Origin of the sequence: Pseudoalteromonas sp. SR44-2, assembly GCF_014163745.1 — a bacterium.
In the GTDB taxonomy this organism is placed as follows: domain Bacteria; phylum Pseudomonadota; class Gammaproteobacteria; order Enterobacterales; family Alteromonadaceae; genus Pseudoalteromonas; species Pseudoalteromonas distincta.
The window spans coordinates 1-18,011 of record NZ_JACJDW010000042.1; the positions used below are offsets into that span (position 1 = coordinate 1).

The window sequence follows — 18,011 nt, forward strand, 5'->3', positions numbered from 1 at the left end:
TAACTAACTAACTAACTAACAATATCCCACGCACTTGTACCCGATGCAGAAAGATTGCTGGTGTTATTACGTAATACTTTATTACCTACATTAACTGATGACTCAGGGCGGCTTACTAAATACCCCTGAACTGAACTCACACCCATTTTTTTAACAAGCTCAAACTGCCCTATTTCTTCAACGCCTTCAGCTACAATTTTAAGGCCCAGCTTTTGTCCAAGCTCACTAATTGTATTTAATATATCGTTATATTTTTGGCTTTTATTGGCTTGAGCTATAAACGAGCGATCAATTTTAATAACATCAATTGGTAAATCCGCTAATGTACTCAACGAGCTAAAACCTGTACCAAAGTCATCAATTGCAATAGTGATGCCTTCTTCTCTTAATCTACTTAGCTCTTTGATTATTCTAGGACTGGCTTGAATAAATGTTGATTCGGTAATTTCTAGCATTAGAGACGTCGCCGGTAAGCCGGTTTTTTTTAGCTTCTTCATTATCCAATCATAAATATCACGGTGCTTTAACTGAATGCCCGAAACGTTAACTGATATTTTAACTTTGCGCATACCTGCATTATGCCATGCAGCCATTTGCCGACACGATTCAAGCATAATCCAATCGCCAAGCTCTAAAATTAAATTCGACTCTTCTGCTATTGGAATAAATTCTGAAGGTGGGATCATACCTTCAACTGGATGGTCCCACCGGGTAAGTGCTTCAAAATAATCAATCATACAATCTTCAACATGTACAATTGGCTGAAAAGATAAGTAAAAATCTTTACACGCGAGCGCTAAACGCAATTCTTCGAGTAAATAATGGTAGCGGCGCATTTTGTTACCCATTTCTGGCGAGTAAACTTTAAATATTCCTTTACCATCACTCTTAGCTCTGTACATAGCAACATCAGCTAATTGTAAAAGTGCTTGTGGGGTTGACGCGCTTTCTGGGTAAGCTGCAATACCAATACTGGCACTAATTTTTACTATTTTATTGCCAAGCACAAAGTCTTTTTCAAGCTCACTTAACACGTGCTTCGCTATGTCAACAACTCTGTCGCTATCATCAAGTAGTTCTATAAATATGGAGAATTCGTCTCCTCCTAATCTTGATAAATTTTGCTCTAATTGATTAGCGCTATTAATATTGCTTAACTTATGGTGACGTAAAACATTTGCAAGTCGACTGGCCACTTGAACTAATATTTCATCACCAAAACTATGGCCAAACGAATCATTTACTTGTTTAAAGCCATCCAAGTCGATAAATAGAAGCGCACACTTGAGATCTTCCTGATTAGCATGATTTATTTGTCTGTCTATGTGTTCAATATATGCATGGCGGTCAATTAACAGCGTCAGTTTATCTTGACAAATACTTGTTTGAGTTTGTTTTACATAATTAACTACGTGTGAATTTAAGCTATTTATAGATTGACTTAAGCTGCTTACACCTAATGGGTTCTCTGCCGGTTTAACTTGTAAATTAAATGCAGTAAGTAAGCTATTGGCTTGGTGATTGAGCTCCGCTATTTGATTTTTATAATGACGTTTTCTACGTTCTCTACGTAAGTAGATACCTGAGCCAAATATCAATATACATAAAAATAAAAAGTTCATGGGTGATGAGAGCGTCATCATGATTAACTTATTAGAATCAGCGGCTACAAATTGGGTATCAGTGGTTTTGATAAGTAAAAAATCAGCTGTTGGCTGCTCAATTATATAATGGCCATTTAAAATGGGATTATACCAAGGAGCCATATCAAGGGAGGTATTCGTGATCTCGAAACTTCGTATATCAATATTAGTCTGAAATAGATTTATACGGTTGATCTGATTAGTTAACTCTATGTTTATGCAGAAACAAAATAGAACTATGATTAAGAAAATAAAACCGAGCGGCTTAAGTTTATTCATAAAAAAAATCCATCTATTTTGCTTCTCCTATCAAACCTATTACCAAAAACGGATTATATCGCTTGCATTTAGTACTACGCAAGCATTGATATAACCCTAAGCCATTAGAATAACAAAAAATTGTAACGATAATGGATTAACTAACTATATCTACATATAGTATAGATGGGATTAATAAAAATAAACAAAAACGTTTCAATTGTTTAAAATTTAATACATTCGGTATATAAGCTTTGTCGTTTTTTTTGCCGCATTAATCTATGCCTCACCACTACAGCTTTAAGTACTTATATTTACTCAACCTTAATCGCATTTGCTCCGCTGTCGTACATCATTTAAAAAATTATTCTTGCGCATTATGCATTGCTACTCAAACTAGTAAGAATTATCGCTAATAAAGTTATTATTAATGTTTAAAGCTGCCATGCATAGCTAACTTTTGTAAATAAGGTACGTTGATCCCGCTCAATATTTTTAAGTGAATCGTCTTGGTAACCTCTATCTGAGTAACCCAAATAAAACAGTGTTTGCGCATTAATTTTATATGAGTAAACAAGCTGACTACCATAGTCTTTGTTAATTTGGCTAACTTGATAAAAGTAGGCATTTTCGTCTCTATCAATATCTTCAAATTGTAAAATAAGCTTAAGAATTGAACGCATACTAAATTTATAATGAAGCCTAAAATCAACTAAGTTAGCTGTAAATACACGCTCCCCTTGTGGGTTATCTAATTGGCTGTAGTTATGTTTTACATCGAGCTGCCAATGGTCGTTAATGTCCCACACCATTTGGGTTTGGGTGTCAAACGCATCGCCTAATTGCTCATTTGCATAATCAATGCGGCTAGCGTATTCAACATATAATGATAACTTTAAATCTTTAGTGGGTTTAAAGCCCGTATAAATGTAACCAATATTTTGATTATAAAAATTGTCATTATAATTTTCATAACGGTGTACTAAACCAATTTCAAAAATAGATTGTTTTTGACCTTTAAAACTCAAAAAGCCTTCGTACTCTTCTTCAAGTAAGTCGCCATTTTGCGCCCACGTTTTATCCCAGTCAGCTTCGTATGACCATGAGGTAAGTAAATCAGACTCATCTCTGTACCATGTTTGTCCGCCACCAAAGCCTACTTTTTCATAATCGACTTTAGCTTGATAACCTAAATCAGTGCGGTAGTCCTGCCCAATATTTTCATAAGATGCAAATAATTTGTAATCACGTTTATCGCGGGTAAGTTCTAGAGCATAAGCTTCATCTGATTGAGTTTCAGATAAGTTATAGTTTTGAATTAAAAATTCAGAGTTACGAGTATCAGCAGATGACACTTGATACAAAAGAGTATCCGATTGATTAAACCAGTAGGTACCATCCACTGATAATACAGTGTTGTGATAGTCATCACTTTCTCTGTGCGTGCTTGAAATACCAATAGTACCTTGCTGACCTAAGTCATATTGATAACGCCCTGCGGCTGCATTCGTTTTTTCGTTTAAGCTTGCAAAGCCAGAGCCCTGATTCGTTGGCAGTAAAATATTACTATTGTCGTCATCAGCTAGCATTAGCGCATAACTATGATCACCCGTTTTACCCGTCAGCTTTGCACCTAAAGTAGGCTCTGCAATTGTACGTGTGTATAAAAGCTCAAATAAGCTACTTTTAAAGTAAGAAGCACCATCTAAAAAGAAAGGACGTTTTTCAGCGTAATAAATTGAGAAGGTTGTATTTACATCAAGCTCTAAAGAGTCAGTTTCTACTTGCGAAAAATCAGGATTAATTGTCGCGTTTAAAACAGCATCTTTTGTTAAACCCCAGCGTAAATCTAAGCCCACTTCAGTATCTATATCACCCTTATCCCAATCACCTGGCAGCGCAGATTTATTATCGTTACGCAGTGTGGTTAATGTAGGTGTTAATTGGATATTTTTACTTGATTCAATGTCACTAAAGCCAACTAACTTATCAAACTGGCAAAGGCTGCATTTCACATTTCTATCAAACCCCATATTTGATAGCTGATATAGCACATCACGTTGATAGTTTCTCATTACAGAAAAACCCCACGTTAGCTCATTTTGATTTTCGGGGAAACGTAGTGCCTTAAAAGGAATACGCATTTCAACAACATAACCTTGTTCGTTAATTTGCCCTGCGCTATCCCAAATAGCATTCCATGAGGTATCAGAGCTCCAGCCATCAGTGTCTGTCATTCGTATATCGCCTTGCGCGCCCAGCGGGTTCACATGGAATTCATAACCACTGCGTTCATCATTAAATGTATCAATAACAAGAATAACTACGTCGTCTTCCCATAGCGTATCGCGGTCACGAAGTGATGCACGAATTTGCGTGGGGTCTGGGTCTTGTGCAACATAGGCAACATATAAGTTAGTGCCATCTTCGTAAATAAAGGCATCAGTTTTTACAGGGGGTGTGCCTTTTTCGTTAGGCTCATCTTGGTAGAGTAAAGATATACGTGTTGCATTTTGCCAGTGCGCCTCATCCATAACACCATCAACGGTGATATTTGAATTAATACGGGACAAGGATACTTGCTGTTTTTTAGCCGCTACATCTAGGCTTGAAAGTAATAAAGCGAAACTTAAAAATAGGAAGGTTAACTTTTTTATTATAGTTATAAAGTACTGCATAAACATCCATTTAGACTGTAATTACTCATAAGGAGCAACTTAAGCTGAGGATTGTAATTTATCCAGGTACATTTGTTAATACTTTGAAATGAAAAATTAACTATTTAATGATAAAGGAGTAACTAATTGTTATATATTACGTTTCGAGTAGTTTAAGCTTATCGTCTATGCCATTCCATACATCAGCGTCCTCTGGTGCAGGTTTAACCTCTGTAATGCGCGGCCAGACCAGTGCAAGTTCAGCATTCAATTCAGTAAACTCTTTTTGAGACTCTGGTAGCTCATCTTCTTGGTATATCGCATCAGCTGAACACTCAGGGACACATAAGCCACAATCAATACAATCAATCGGGCTAATTGCTAAAAAATTAGGGCCTTCAAAAAATGCATCTGCTGGGCACACTGATACGCAATCGGTGTACTTACATTTTATACAATTTTCGGTGACAACAAACGCCATACTATTTTAATACCTAAGATTTTGAACAACAGTTGTGGATCATACCCATCCACTCCAAAAATACAATAAATAAGTGCCATATCAGGCTATTTTAACGTAAAATGCGCGCCTAATGTTTGCACACTCGTTGTGTCCTGCATCCCCTTATTGTGAGCGGTAATAATACCCCGCTATGACACCTAAAAGAGATATAAATGATACGTTTAACCGAAATAAAGCTGCCACTTGATCATGACGAAGACGCAATTGGTCAAGCAATTGTAAATAAACTAAAAATCCAACCTGAACAATTGCACAGTTTTAATGTGTTTAAACGTGGTTATGATGCACGTAAAAAATCAGCTATTTTACTTATTTATACACTCGATATAGAAGTTGATAACGAAGCCGAGCTACTCGCAGCATTTGAAAAAGACCAGCATGTAAAAGTAGCACCAGACACAAGTTATAAATTTGTAGCCCAAGCTAACAATAATATCAAAGAGCGCCCTGTCGTGATTGGTTTTGGTCCTTGTGGTTTATTTGCGGGCTTATTACTTGCTCAAATGGGCTTTAAACCCATTATATTAGAGCGCGGTAAAGAAGTACGTGAACGTACAAAAGACACGTTTGGCTTTTGGCGTAAACGCACACTTAATACAGAATCAAATGTACAATTTGGTGAAGGTGGCGCAGGTACATTCTCAGACGGTAAGTTATACAGCCAAGTAAAAGATCCAAAGCATTATGGCCGAAAAGTCATTACTGAATTTGTAGAAGCAGGCGCACCCGATGAAATTTTATACGTAAGTAAGCCACACATTGGTACGTTTAAACTTGTCACCATGATTGAAAAAATGCGCGCTCGTATAATAGAGCTTGGCGGCGAAATTCGCTTTAGCACACGTGTTGACGATATTCATTTAGACGACGGGCAAGTAACAGGTTTAACGCTTTCAAATGGCGAGCAGCTAAACACTCGCCATGTTGTATTAGCCGTTGGCCACAGCGCACGTGACACGTTTGATATGATCCACAAAAAAGGGATTTATGTTGAAGCAAAGCCATTCTCAGTCGGTTTTAGAATCGAACATAAACAATCAATGATCGATGAATGTCGTTTTGGCACAAATGCAGGAAACCCAATTTTAGGCTCTGCCGATTATAAACTTGTTCATCACTGCGACAATGGCCGCACGGTTTACAGCTTTTGTATGTGCCCAGGTGGCACAGTAGTCGCGGCAACCTCTGAAGAAGGCCGTGTTGTTACCAATGGTATGAGTCAATATTCACGAAGTGAACGCAACGCTAACAGCGCTATTGTGGTAGGTATATCACCAGAGCAAGATTTCCCTGGTAATCCACTTGCTGGAATAGACTTACAACGCAAACTTGAAGAGCAAGCGTATGAGCTTGGTGGTAGCAACTACGATGCACCAGCGCAGTTAATTGGAGATTTCTTAAAAGGTAAATCATCTGCAGATTTAGGAGAAGTACAACCCTCTTACACACCTGGTATTAAGTTAACTGACTTGAGTAAAGTGTTACCACAATTTGCAATTGATGCCCTTCGCGAAGCGATACCAGCGTTTAATAAACAAATTCGTGGTTTTTCAACTAACGACGGTTTATTAACCGGTGTGGAAACACGTACTTCGTCGCCTATTAGTATTAAGCGTGATAAAACATTCCAAAGTATTAACACCAAAGGGCTTTACCCTGCTGGTGAAGGCGCAGGTTACGCTGGCGGTATTTTATCAGCGGGTATTGATGGTATTAAAGCAGCTGAAGCAGTCGCACTGTCTATGTTAGAAAACGCTTAAACCTCTTTTTTAAGCTGTTTATCGAAAAGCCTCACTTTGTGAGGTTTTTTTGTGCTAAATGTATAGAAAATAATGACAACTCAAGCACCTCAACAATGATCAAAACATTTACCTTTTCGTTGCTTAGTGTATTAGCAATTTTTAACGCTAAAGCACAAGAGCTAAAAACCATCGATGAAATCCACACTGCATATAAAAATAATTCTATTAATGCACAGCAACTCACCCAAAATTATATAGACCGAATTAATAAACTTAACCCACAATACAATGCAGTTATTAGTATTGAGCCTACAGCGATTGCTCAAGCTAAAACGTTAGATGAACTTGCCGCCAAAGGCACTTGGGCAGGTCCATTACACGGAATACCTGTACTTCTTAAAGATAATATAGAAACGAAAGGCACACTTCCCACAACGGCTGGCTCTTTAGCACTTAAAAATAACATTACTGATAATGATGCTTTTGTTGTTAAACAACTACGTAATGCGGGCGCTATAATTTTAGGCAAAGCTAATTTAAGTGAATGGGCAAATTTTCGTTCATCCTATTCATCGTCAGGCTGGAGTGCCGTAGGTGGACAAACACATAATGCGCACGATGTAACACGTAATCCATGTGGTTCTAGTGCAGGCTCTGCTGTGGCAGTCGCACTTAACTTTGCGCCTATAGCATTGGGGACTGAAACAGATGGTTCAATTACGTGCCCTGCCTCAGTAAATGGAGTTTATGCAATAAAACCGAGTATGGGCCAAGTATCACGCTCAGGTGTTGTGCCTCTTTCTAGTAGTCAAGATTCAGTAGGGCCGATGGCGCATTCACTTAAAGATGCACTGCTGGTTTTGTCGGTTTTGCAAGGTGAGGACCCCCTTGATGCAACAACTACAGGGTTTGAATTAAAAGCAGGTAATCTAAAATCAAAATCGTCACTTATTATTGGTGCGCTACCTAGCGATAAATTTACAATTGAAACGCAGCGCCTTTATGCCAAGCAGTTACAAGCATTAAAACAGGCTGGGCACACTGTTATTAATGTAGATATTACTGATAACTTAGATACGCTATTTGTTGATGAATACTATATTTTACTTTACGACTTTAAAGCTGAAATTAATCACTACCTCGCAAGCACTCCCGCACAAGTAGCTGTTAAAAGCCTAAAAGCACTTATTAATTTTAATATTCAAAATAAAAATACAGAAATGCCCCACTTTGAGCAAGATATTCTAGTTAAATCGCAGGCTATTGATTTAACTAACAAACAAAAATACCAAGAGACTAAAGAACGCTATCGAACTTTAGCAACGACAGCCATTGTTAATGTATATAAAAACAACAAGCTTGATATTGTTATAGCGCCTACAGTATCACCCGCCTGGAAAACAGACTTAGTTAATGGTGATAATTTTAATGGCAGTAGTAGTCCGTTATCTGCTATTGCAGGCACAACGCACATAACCCTACCTGTCGGAAAAGTAAGTGGTTTACCTGTTGGTTTGTCCATAATAGCAAATAAAGAGGACGAGCAAGCGGCTTATGTATACGCAAATATTATTGATGAGGTGTTATCGTTAGATACAAAAAAACCTGAGTAAACTCAGGTTTTTTTTTAACTAAACGGCGTTAACTATGACTTTTTAAGTGACAGTTTTTCGCCTTTTAAGCTTTTACGAACACTTGAAATACGTGAGCGATTTACTGCTCTCGCTTCACCGGTTGCTTGTCCTGATAACTTGTTAGAACGTGTACGGCGTAAATGCGCTGGTTTTTTACCAATTTTATCAATGAGTACTTCACGGTTACTTACTTCGTAACCTTCTAAATATACACGTTTGATTTTTTGACCGATTAACGTTTCAATTTCAAACAAAGTGTTTTCTTCTTCGCGGCTAACAAATGAGATTGCTTGACCTTGGCGACCAGCACGACCTGTACGGCCAATACGGTGAACGTAATCTTCTGCAAGCCAAGGTAAATCAATATTAATAACACGAGGTAAACCATCAATATCAATACCGCGAGCAGCCACTTCTGTAGCTACTAATACACGTACTTTGCCTTCTTTAAATTCACGTAAAGCACGACGACGGTTACCTTGAGATTTGTCACCGTGGCAAACGCCTGCCGGAATACCATCAAGGTTAAGCTCTTTAACAAGCTCGTCAGCTGTTTCTTTCATGTTTACGAAGACAAGCACTTGTTGCCAGTTTTTCTTACCAATCAATTCAGAAAGTAGTTCTTGCTTACGACGTTCTTCAACAGGGTAAACAACATGCTCAACAGTACTTGCTGTACTGTTAGTTTGATCAACACGCACTATTTCAGCTTGTTTTAATACTTTAGATGCAAATTGTTTAATTGCTGCAGGGAAAGTAGCAGAGAAAAGTAAAATTTGGCACTCTTCTGCACAGCTTTTAATCACGTTTTGCATGTCTTCAATAAAGCCCATATCAAGCATACGGTCGGCTTCATCAAGAACAAGGTGTTTTACACTTGCAAGGCTTAAGTTACCTAAGCGAATATGATCAAATAAACGACCTGGTGTTGCAACAACAATATCTACACCTTCTTTTAAAGCATTTGCTTGGCCGGCGGTACTAACACCACCAAATAAACTAACGACTTTAAGTGATGTATGCTTTGCAAAATCTCTAAAATTATTTGCAATTTGTTCTGCAAGTTCACGCGTTGGCGCAAGTACTAACGCATGAGGTGCATTCGTTGTGCTGAGTTCAGACTCAACCAATTTTTGGATGATAGGTAAAGCAAACGCGGCAGTTTTGCCGGTACCAGTTTGTGCACTGGCTAAAACGTCTTTACCTTTACGAACAGCAGGGATTGCTGCGCGCTGAATGGGCGTAAGAGTGTGATAGTTAAGTTCGTCCAACGCCTGGATGATTTCAGGAGCGAAACTAAAAGATTTAAAATTCATGCTGTATAACCTACGGCCACATTATCAAGGGTCGCAAATTATACAGCAAAAACGAGTCAACAGTTAGTCATTAGTTCTATTTTAACGCGTTTAATCTGCTTTATAACGTTTAAATATTAAAGAGGTGTTAATACCACCAAACGCAAAGTTATTACTCATCACATAATCGGTATTAATCTCACGTCCTTGATGCCTTATGTAATCAAGCTGAGCACATTCGTCATCAACGTTATCTAAATTAATTGTTGGTGCAAACCAATTATCAGCCATCATATTAATGCTTGCCCATGCCTCTATTGCCCCACAAGCACCTAATGTATGCCCCAAATAACTTTTTAACGAGCTAATAGGTTTACTACCCAATGCTTTAAACGTTGCGTGAGACTCGGCAATATCACCTTTATCTGTTGATGTACCATGAGCATTAACGTAACCAATTTTTTCTGGTTCTAAATTAGCATCTTGTAGTGCCATTTCTATCGCTAGTTGCATTGTTTTTGATGTTGGTTGAGTAACATGCTGTCCATCAGAATTACAACCAAAACCGACCACCTCAGCTAATATTGTTGCTCCGCGCGCTTTTGCATGTTCGTATTCTTCTAAAATAAGTGTACCCGCGCCTTCGCCTATCACTAAGCCATCACGATTTACATCAAAGGGACGAGGTGTTTGTTTTGGTGTGTCATTTTTTGTAGATGTTGCATAAAGCGTATCAAATACTGCAGCCTCTGTGATGCATAATTCCTCCGCTCCACCAGCCACCATTATTTTTTGTCGGCCAAACTTAATCGCTTCATAGGCGAAGCCTATTCCTTGAGATCCCGATGTACAAGCAGAGCTTGTTGTTATAACACGCCCTTTTAAACCAAAAAACACACCAACATTTACAGGGGCAGTATGCGCCATCATTTTAATGTAACTCGTGGCTGTTACACCTGACATCGACCCCGTTTCCATCATATTTGCAAAGGCGAGTAGTGGCTCAGTAGAGCCCGTAGATGAGCCATACGCTATGCCCGTAGAGCCATCTGTTAGACTGTCGTGCTCTAGTAGTTTGGCTTGTGCAAGTGCGCATTCAGTAGCACGAGTTGACATAAGTGACACTCGCCCCATTGAACGGATTTGTTTTCGTTTGTAATGACTTGGTCGCTCAAAGTGTTTAACTGGCGCGGCTAAACGGGTATTGAGTTCGTTAGCTATATCCCACTCTGGCATAGTAACAACCGCATTTTCGCCTTTAATTAAGGCTTGTTTGAATTCAGACCAATCATCGCCCAATGCAGTGACCACCGACATCCCTGTTACAACAACGCGTTTAATCAAACCATACCACCATTAACCGAAATCACTTGGCGTGTTATGTAAGCTGCATCATCAGACATTAAAAAAGCAACTGTTCCCGCAACTTCTTTAACGCTCCCCATGCGTTTAAGGGGGATCATTTTCATCATTTCATCAATAGGTAATTCATCAGTCATCGCGGTTTCTATTAAACCAGGTGCCACACAATTAACTGTGATTTTGCGTTTTGCCAATTCTAATGCAAGTGCTTTAGTAGCTCCAATAATACCGGCTTTTGCTGCACTATAATTTACTTGCCCTCGGTTACCTGCAATACCTGATACCGATGACATTGTAATTATTCGCCCACCTTTACGGCTTTGTACCATAGGCATTACAGTTGGGTGTACTACATTATAAAACCCATCAAGGCCTGTACGTATTACACAATCCCAGTCTTCCCCTTGCATAGCAGGAAATGCCATATCGTTAGTAATACCTGCATTACACACCACGCCATAATAAGCGCCATGCTTAGCTATATCTTCTATTATTTGTGCTTTGGCTTGCTCTCTGTCGCATACATCAAATTGTAATAAACTGGTAGCTCTACCTAATGCATTAATCTCATCGCATGTTACTTGAGCTTGCTCAACACCGGCTCTGCAATGCACAGCAATATCAAACCCTTGCTCAGCAAGTTTTAACGCAATAGCTTTACCAATACCACGGCTTGAACCTGTAACTAAAATTCTTTTTGTCATTGATTTTCTCTTATAAATTCCAACGGATTTTCAGGCTGAAATACATTAATTTTTGCTTGGCAAAGTAGGGTTTCAGACGCGTGTATTTGGCATTCAAATACACTTAGACCTGACTCTTCTTGATATAGTTTTTTCACTTCAATAGTCAGCTTACTGCCGTTTTTAAAACACGGTCGATAAGTTTGATATTTCCGCGTGCCAATTAAAAAACCAATTTTTACAGGTTTATTTTCATCATTCGCTAACGCACCAGCGTAAGCGGCAATAGACTGCGCCATGTACTCAACACCAATATAGCTAGGTACGCCATTAATTGCAGGACTAAAAAAAGGGCTTTGCTCAGTGATAGTAACGCCGCATTGAGCTTCATCTTCGCTGTGTGTTAAAAGGCTATCTATTAAAATCATAGGCGCATCATGCGGGACTACTTGCTCTATAGGGTAATTAGTCAACGTTAACTCCCAATATTAAGCTGGCATTATTACCGCCAAACGCAAATGAATTAGATAAGCAGTATTTAAGAGCGGGCTTAAACGCTTGTTTTATTATTTTTATATCAGCCAAATCACTGCCTTCTTTAATCACGTTATACGGCAGCATATGTTGGCCGCTGTCTTTTAATAATAACCAACATATACCGGCTTCAATGGCGCCTGCAGCACCAAGAGTATGTCCTGTTAAATGCTTACTTGAGCTAAGCGGGGTATTGTTGCCAAACACGCGATTAATTGCAAGTGCTTCCATTTCGTCATTTTTTACAGTAGCCGTACCGTGAGCGTTAATATAATCAATATCACCAGAAGATAACTTTGCACTTTTTAGTGCTTTTTCCATTGAGGCTTGGGCGCCCATCCCATTAGGATCGGGGGCTGACATATGATGCGCATCTGAGCTTTCGCCACTGCCTAGTAACATAACGCCGTTATTTGTTATTGGCGTATTTTTAGTCATTACAAATAAAGCGGCCCCTTCACCAATATTAATGCCGTCTCTGGTGCTAGAAAAAGGCTGGCATAGACCCGAGCTTAAAGAAGCGAGCGAATCAAAGCCATTAATTGTTAATTGGCACAAACTATCTGCACCACCACAAATTACCACATCGGCTAAATCAGTATTTAGCAAAGCTCGAGCGCTAATTAACGCTTTAGCGCTCGACGTGCATGCAGTAGAAATACTGTAACAAGGGCCTAGCGCCCCTATTTTATGTGCAATGTAATGAGCGGGTGTTGCTAGCTCTTGATCACTATAACTAAAGTCACCGGGCCAGAGTTTTGTACTTTCATAGCTTTTACGCGCTCTTTCGCCATCATGAATACCTGATGTACTAGTACCCATTACAATTGCGATACGCGACTTATCAATATGCGAAAGTTTATCTAAGGTGGGCTTAATCTGCTCTAAAGCTAGATCAATAAATGTATTGATACGTTTATTATTTGATAAAGCAATAGACTGAACTTGCCCGACATACAGCGGTGTTTTCTCAGCACTTAAATTTTTATTTAAAGTTAATAAAGGAGTTGCAGGGTTATATTTATTTAAGCTTGTTATGGTTGCATCTTGGCCTATGCCCATCGCACTCACAATGCCTAAATCATTCAGCCAATATGTCACTGTTCTACCTTTTTAAATGTTATTTGATACTGATGTAAAATATTGTTCAACGTTGTCGACTCATCACTATAGTCAATGGTGATAAATGTACCATCATCGTTAAATACCTCCCGATTAGAGTCAACCTGCTCTATTAAAGCACCCTCTAACTGCTTTTGTAAAAATGCTACTGGCCAATGTACTAATGCAATATCCGCCAAAATATAATGAGGGTCTATCCCTTCTACCGCCAGCATATTTCTTGTTTTTACTGGGCCATTTAAAGGCTTTTCAAGCTCCATAATCGGAAAGCCTTGCACTGTCATTAACAATAACTTAATTGCACCTTTGTCATTTATAGCTAATTGGGCAAATACAGTGTGTGTGTTTTGCTGATTCGTAATATACAAAACTTGCTGCCAAGACTTATTAAACATTTGTGCTGGTACACTATTAATATTTAATTGAATATTAGGTGATAGATACACTTTATTTTTAGATACTGTAAAACTCGTACATGCGCTCAATACAGCAAATATAAATACACTACACACCGCATACTTAATTAATTTTGACATAACTGAGCCAACACATTTAAACGGCGTTCACTTTGTGCAACAAATGGGTTATTCGTATCCCATGCGTAACCCGCTAAAATAGCACTAATCATTTCTCGCACCTGAGTATTTTGTTCAGAGTAAAATATCACATCCTGAAAACGCGTATCGTACCACCCTGTTACAAATGTTCTAAAACAATCGACTCCAGCTTGTAATGGCTGTGCATAGTGAGCGTCAAAATCGACGACTTCGTTTTTTAAATAGCGATCAACAAGTGGGGCAATTAAATTTGCAGATTTGAGTGCAATTGTTACACCTGATGAAAATACCGGGTCTAAAAATTCCCCCGCATTACCCAATAAAGCAAAGTGCTTACCATATAACTTACTCACATTTGCCGAGTAGCCTTTTATATTTTTTGCTGGAGTTAATAACTCACGCTGTGCTAACAGTGTTTTTAAATAAGGGTCTTGCTCTATAAATTGATTTAGTAAATCGCTAGATTCATCATCATTAAAACGCTCTGACTGCGCCACAACCCCAATACTCGCAGTACCATCACTAAAGGGAATAAGCCAATACCACACGTCTGAATATTGAGGGTGTACGGTAATCAAAATTTTATTTCGATCGAAGCTTGTATCACTAATATTGTCTTTAAAGTGACTAAAATAAGCGCTTCGAACAGGAAAGTTAGAAGGAAGCTCTAAATCTAACAATTTTGGTAATACACGCCCAAAGCCACTTGCGTCCAATACAAATCGGGCATTAACGCGGTAAGCTTGCTGCTGCTCATTGTGTACCACTAATGATGCACCATTTGGCTCATCACAGTAGTCAACCACCGTGTGCTTATATCTGATTTCTACGCCTTGTCCTTGTGCTTTGTCTGCTAATAATTTGTCAAAGTCGGCTCTTTTCACTTGATACGTAGTGCCTGGGCCTTTAGTAAATTTTTCAGTGAAGTTTATAGTTGTATTTTGCCCTGCCCGATGAAAAGCAGCGCCATCTTTAAACTGAAAACCTAAAGCCGCTGCATTGTTATGTAGTGTATCGATTAAGCCCGCGTCTTCTAAGTACGCCATACATTGCGGCAGTAAGCTTTCACCAATTGAAAAACGTGGAAACGCCTGCTGTTCAAGTACCAGTACCCGCCATCCCTTTTGAACTAAAAGACTACTAGCCAATGCACCAGAAGGCCCAGCGCCAATAACAACAACATCGTACTGCTCAAGGTTATTCAAATTATTGTTCCTTTTGAGGCTTTAAAACACTCAGCGGTGATAAAAAGTAAATAGCTAAAATCCCTACCATTACACTCAGCCCAAAGCTAAAAATAGCGGGTGTATCAGAAGCACTCAACATGCCAAATACCCACATTGATGACGCAGCCGATAAGCTAATCGCTAACACATTTTTGGGCTCTAACTTATTTATTTGATAAAAAACGAGGTAATCAATTGCTAAGGCAATAACAAGTAACGCACCGAGTAAATTAAATAACGACAAGCTACCTTGAATCGCATTACATACCCAAAGCATGCTCAACACCACAACAGATAGAATGGTCACCTGCAGCAGCGCTATCTTAATCGAAAATCGCCAACTAAAAAGCAGCCAACTAATAAAACCCGCAAGCACTAGGCTTAATAGTAAATATTCACGGTAATCACTTAATAAAGTACTAATTTGTTTAGGTTTATTATAAAGGTAAATTCCATTATTTTTTTCAACCTCATTAATTAGTTGATCAGATGAAATACCCGAAATAGACATCCATGTTATCGATTGACTTGGCTCAACAACCATTTGAGAAAGCAGTAATGGTTTAAATGTACTCGTGGCGAGTGTTTCATAAGTTAATAACGGTGCCTTTGTACTTGTTAACGCTTGCCCTGTAACGCGCTCTGCAATATCCAAAGTCCCTTTGTTTTTAGCCTGTTCAAACAAGGCTTGGTTATCCCTCTGCTTTTGTAAACTAGGCAACCAATGGCTAATGCTATTATTTTTAAAATTAGGGTTTAGTTGGGTTAAGCGTGTTAAAAATTGTTCTTGTTTTTGTAAAAGCGCTTCGTCGCTATCTGCAAACATAAAAACAATTTGGGTGTCCCATTGCCCAAGTAATAACAAATGCTTTTTTTCGTTTAGCATTAAATGTTCGGAGCTTGCATTTAATAGCTTTACATCATCATTAAAGCTAATAGGTTTTATTAAAAATAACGCACTTATAAGGGCTAATAACGTAATGAGTATTGGTTTTTTTAAACTATTACAATATAAAAAACCCTTAATGAGCTTTTGACTCATCAATAGACTCGAAGGCGATAACGTGAGTGTAGATTGCCACAATGGCAAAACTAAAACTGTAAATAGCCAAGCACTCACTAAACCCGCAATAACAAACACGCCAACTTGAGATAATAACGTTAGTGGCGCACCTAGTAAGCAGCAATAACCCAGCGTAGTCGTAATAAGAGACAGTAAAAGCGCAGATTGAGTCCCTTTGCTGTAGCCTTTTTCATGCTCTTTTTTGGCTAAGTCAGTCATACCATGAAATGCATAATCAATGGCAATACCAATCAAGGTGACTGCAAAAACAAGCGTTAATAAATGAATAGTATTAAACAGCAACACCATAGCGATAGCGCCACCAATAAGTGCGCTCAGTACGGTAAAGCTTGCTAATAAAATACTGTTTAAACGCCTAAATACCCAAAATACCATCGCAATAAGGGCTAATAAGCTAATGCCACCAAACAAGCTCATCTCGTATTTAGCTTGTTTAGCATTTTCAGCCGTATGAAATAGCACACCAGAGTAAGTAATGCTTAAATCAGGGTAGGTTTCATTAAGTAAATTGATCTGTTTAATTATCGAGCCAGCTAAATCAATTGATTTATTAACCCCTAAATTTTCAGGCGCTAAGTTTGCCAAAATGACACGGTATTCAACGCCTTTTAAACGTCGAGTTAAACGACCTTGTTCAAGCGTAAACAATTGGCTTTGTTTTAAGTTATCTTCTATAAATGCCGCTAAGCTCAAACTTGTATCTTTGCTTAAGGTAGCACTTACAAATGGGTTGCCTAACTGATTTAATTGCTCAAGGTAATAATGTTCAAACGTTGTTTTTTTGCTTAATGTTTGCTTGTAAGTATCACTTAATAACGCATGTTTGAAAGGTGAGAATGTTTGCGCTAAATCGTTAACGGACGGAAAGTTAAATGTGCTTTTAATTGCATTATCGTCGAGCCATTTTTGGAAATCGTCAAATGCTTTATTTTTATTATGTCCTGCAAACGAGAACATAATACGGTTAGCATTTTGCTGAAAAAAAACATCTTCCGCATGTGCAATTTGGGAGTGCGACTTTGGCAATAAGCTAAACATATCGGCGCTAAACGTTGGTTTAGACAGCCAAAAAGCTGCAGCAAAAAGTAAAATTAAACTGCTAAACCACCCTACAATAACGGTAATTCGTTTTGCCACTGCATTATTTAAAAACATAATTTTATTTGGAATAAGTAAACTCAATTTTTGTGTTATTTCCTGAGTGCTCATTTAGTGTAATACTGCTCACTTGCTTAGCAGTTTCACATAAAATAAAATCACTAAATAATTGCTTTAGCATAGCTTCTTTTGGTATTAACTGTGTGCAACTGTCTTGCATTTTAGCAATGTCAAAACGTGTTTCCAGAGCACTCATATTTACGCTGAGTAAGTCACTCAGTAATCCTACAAATTGCTCGCTACCGGGTTGTGGTATTAACTCACCATTGGCATTTTGTGCAAGTACTTTGCCGTTTTCTATTATGAGCATATTCTCAACAGGCATTTTCACTTGCCAAATTAGTTTTTCGTCAATTAACGAAAAAACACCCGACGAAATAAAAGGCTTAGCAAATCCATTAAATTGCTTATATTGCTTAAACTCACCTTTAATAGCTGCTGCATTTACTACAGAGCAAAACAGCAAAAAGCTAATGGCTATGCTCAATGTAAAACATTTTAAAAAATTCATTTAATCGCCTATAAAATAAAAA

General features: G+C 38.3%; 14 protein-coding genes. 2 read left to right on the forward strand and 12 right to left on the reverse strand.

The genetic code is table 11. The annotated features are described in order from the left end of the window. Window positions 1-11: 11 nt before the first annotated feature. The 3 genes from H5115_RS18030 to fdxA form a co-directional block, all read right to left on the reverse strand. A complete protein-coding gene (locus H5115_RS18030; protein ID WP_404936127.1) occupies window positions 12-1,766 on the reverse strand; it encodes a putative bifunctional diguanylate cyclase/phosphodiesterase in 1,755 nt (584 codons plus the stop codon). A 569-nt stretch (window positions 1,767-2,335) separates the two neighbouring features. Then, entirely contained in the window at window positions 2,336-4,579 is a 2,244-nt protein-coding gene (locus tag H5115_RS18035; protein WP_182671196.1) for a carbohydrate binding family 9 domain-containing protein, read from the reverse strand. A 136-nt stretch (window positions 4,580-4,715) separates the two neighbouring features. Beyond that, window positions 4,716-5,039 (reverse strand): ferredoxin FdxA, encoded by a 324-nt coding sequence (gene fdxA, locus H5115_RS18040; RefSeq protein WP_002958626.1) that lies wholly within the window; start codon window positions 5,037-5,039, stop codon window positions 4,716-4,718. Window positions 5,040-5,233: 194 nt separating this feature from the next. On the opposite strand from fdxA, the gene H5115_RS18045 reads away from it, so the two are divergent. Both H5115_RS18045 and H5115_RS18050 read left to right on the forward strand, forming a co-directional pair. Continuing rightward, window positions 5,234-6,841 carry an NAD(P)/FAD-dependent oxidoreductase gene (locus H5115_RS18045; protein WP_002958627.1) on the forward strand — a complete coding sequence of 536 codons (1,608 nt, stop codon included), beginning with the start codon at window positions 5,234-5,236 and terminating at the stop codon, window positions 6,839-6,841. 95 nt (window positions 6,842-6,936) lie between these two features. After that, window positions 6,937-8,436, forward strand: coding sequence for an amidase family protein (locus H5115_RS18050; protein ID WP_182756641.1), 1,500 nt, complete (start codon window positions 6,937-6,939; stop codon window positions 8,434-8,436). A gap of 32 nt (window positions 8,437-8,468) precedes the next feature. Here H5115_RS18050 and H5115_RS18055 read toward each other — a convergent pair whose 3' ends face one another. The 9 genes from H5115_RS18055 to H5115_RS18095 all read right to left on the reverse strand — a co-directional run bounded on the left by H5115_RS18055 (window position 8,469) and on the right by H5115_RS18095 (window position 17,989). Then, the gene (locus tag H5115_RS18055) at window positions 8,469-9,773 is read right to left on the reverse strand and encodes a DEAD/DEAH box helicase (RefSeq protein WP_182756642.1); all 1,305 of its coding nucleotides are present in this window, start codon (window positions 9,771-9,773) and stop codon (window positions 8,469-8,471) included. A 90-nt stretch (window positions 9,774-9,863) separates the two neighbouring features. Continuing rightward, window positions 9,864-11,093, reverse strand: a complete 1,230-nt coding sequence (locus tag H5115_RS18060) for a beta-ketoacyl-ACP synthase (protein WP_182756666.1) — start codon at window positions 11,091-11,093, stop codon at window positions 9,864-9,866. Continuing rightward, entirely contained in the window at window positions 11,093-11,818 is a 726-nt protein-coding gene (fabG, locus tag H5115_RS18065) for a 3-oxoacyl-ACP reductase FabG (RefSeq protein WP_002958631.1), read from the reverse strand. Before fabG ends, H5115_RS18060 begins: the two co-directional genes overlap by 1 nt. Next, window positions 11,815-12,270, reverse strand: coding sequence for a hotdog family protein (locus tag H5115_RS18070; RefSeq protein WP_002958632.1), 456 nt, complete (start codon window positions 12,268-12,270; stop codon window positions 11,815-11,817). The genes fabG and H5115_RS18070 overlap by 4 nt, the downstream gene beginning before the upstream one ends. Then, the gene (locus tag H5115_RS18075; RefSeq protein ID WP_182756643.1) at window positions 12,263-13,432 is read right to left on the reverse strand and encodes a beta-ketoacyl-ACP synthase; all 1,170 of its coding nucleotides are present in this window, start codon (window positions 13,430-13,432) and stop codon (window positions 12,263-12,265) included. The genes H5115_RS18070 and H5115_RS18075 overlap by 8 nt, the downstream gene beginning before the upstream one ends. After that, window positions 13,429-13,989, reverse strand: a complete 561-nt coding sequence (locus H5115_RS18080; RefSeq protein WP_182756644.1) for a DUF3261 domain-containing protein — start codon at window positions 13,987-13,989, stop codon at window positions 13,429-13,431. The genes H5115_RS18075 and H5115_RS18080 overlap by 4 nt, the downstream gene beginning before the upstream one ends. Beyond that, window positions 13,977-15,215 (reverse strand): NAD(P)/FAD-dependent oxidoreductase, encoded by a 1,239-nt coding sequence (locus H5115_RS18085; RefSeq protein ID WP_182671191.1) that lies wholly within the window; start codon window positions 15,213-15,215, stop codon window positions 13,977-13,979. Before H5115_RS18085 ends, H5115_RS18080 begins: the two co-directional genes overlap by 13 nt. A gap of 1 nt (window position 15,216) precedes the next feature. Continuing rightward, entirely contained in the window at window positions 15,217-17,529 is a 2,313-nt protein-coding gene (locus tag H5115_RS18090; RefSeq protein WP_259396437.1) for an MMPL family transporter, read from the reverse strand. Then, window positions 17,480-17,989 carry an outer membrane lipoprotein carrier protein LolA gene (locus tag H5115_RS18095; protein ID WP_182756645.1) on the reverse strand — a complete coding sequence of 170 codons (510 nt, stop codon included), beginning with the start codon at window positions 17,987-17,989 and terminating at the stop codon, window positions 17,480-17,482. Before H5115_RS18095 ends, H5115_RS18090 begins: the two co-directional genes overlap by 50 nt. Between the last annotated feature and the right edge of the window lie 22 nt (window positions 17,990-18,011).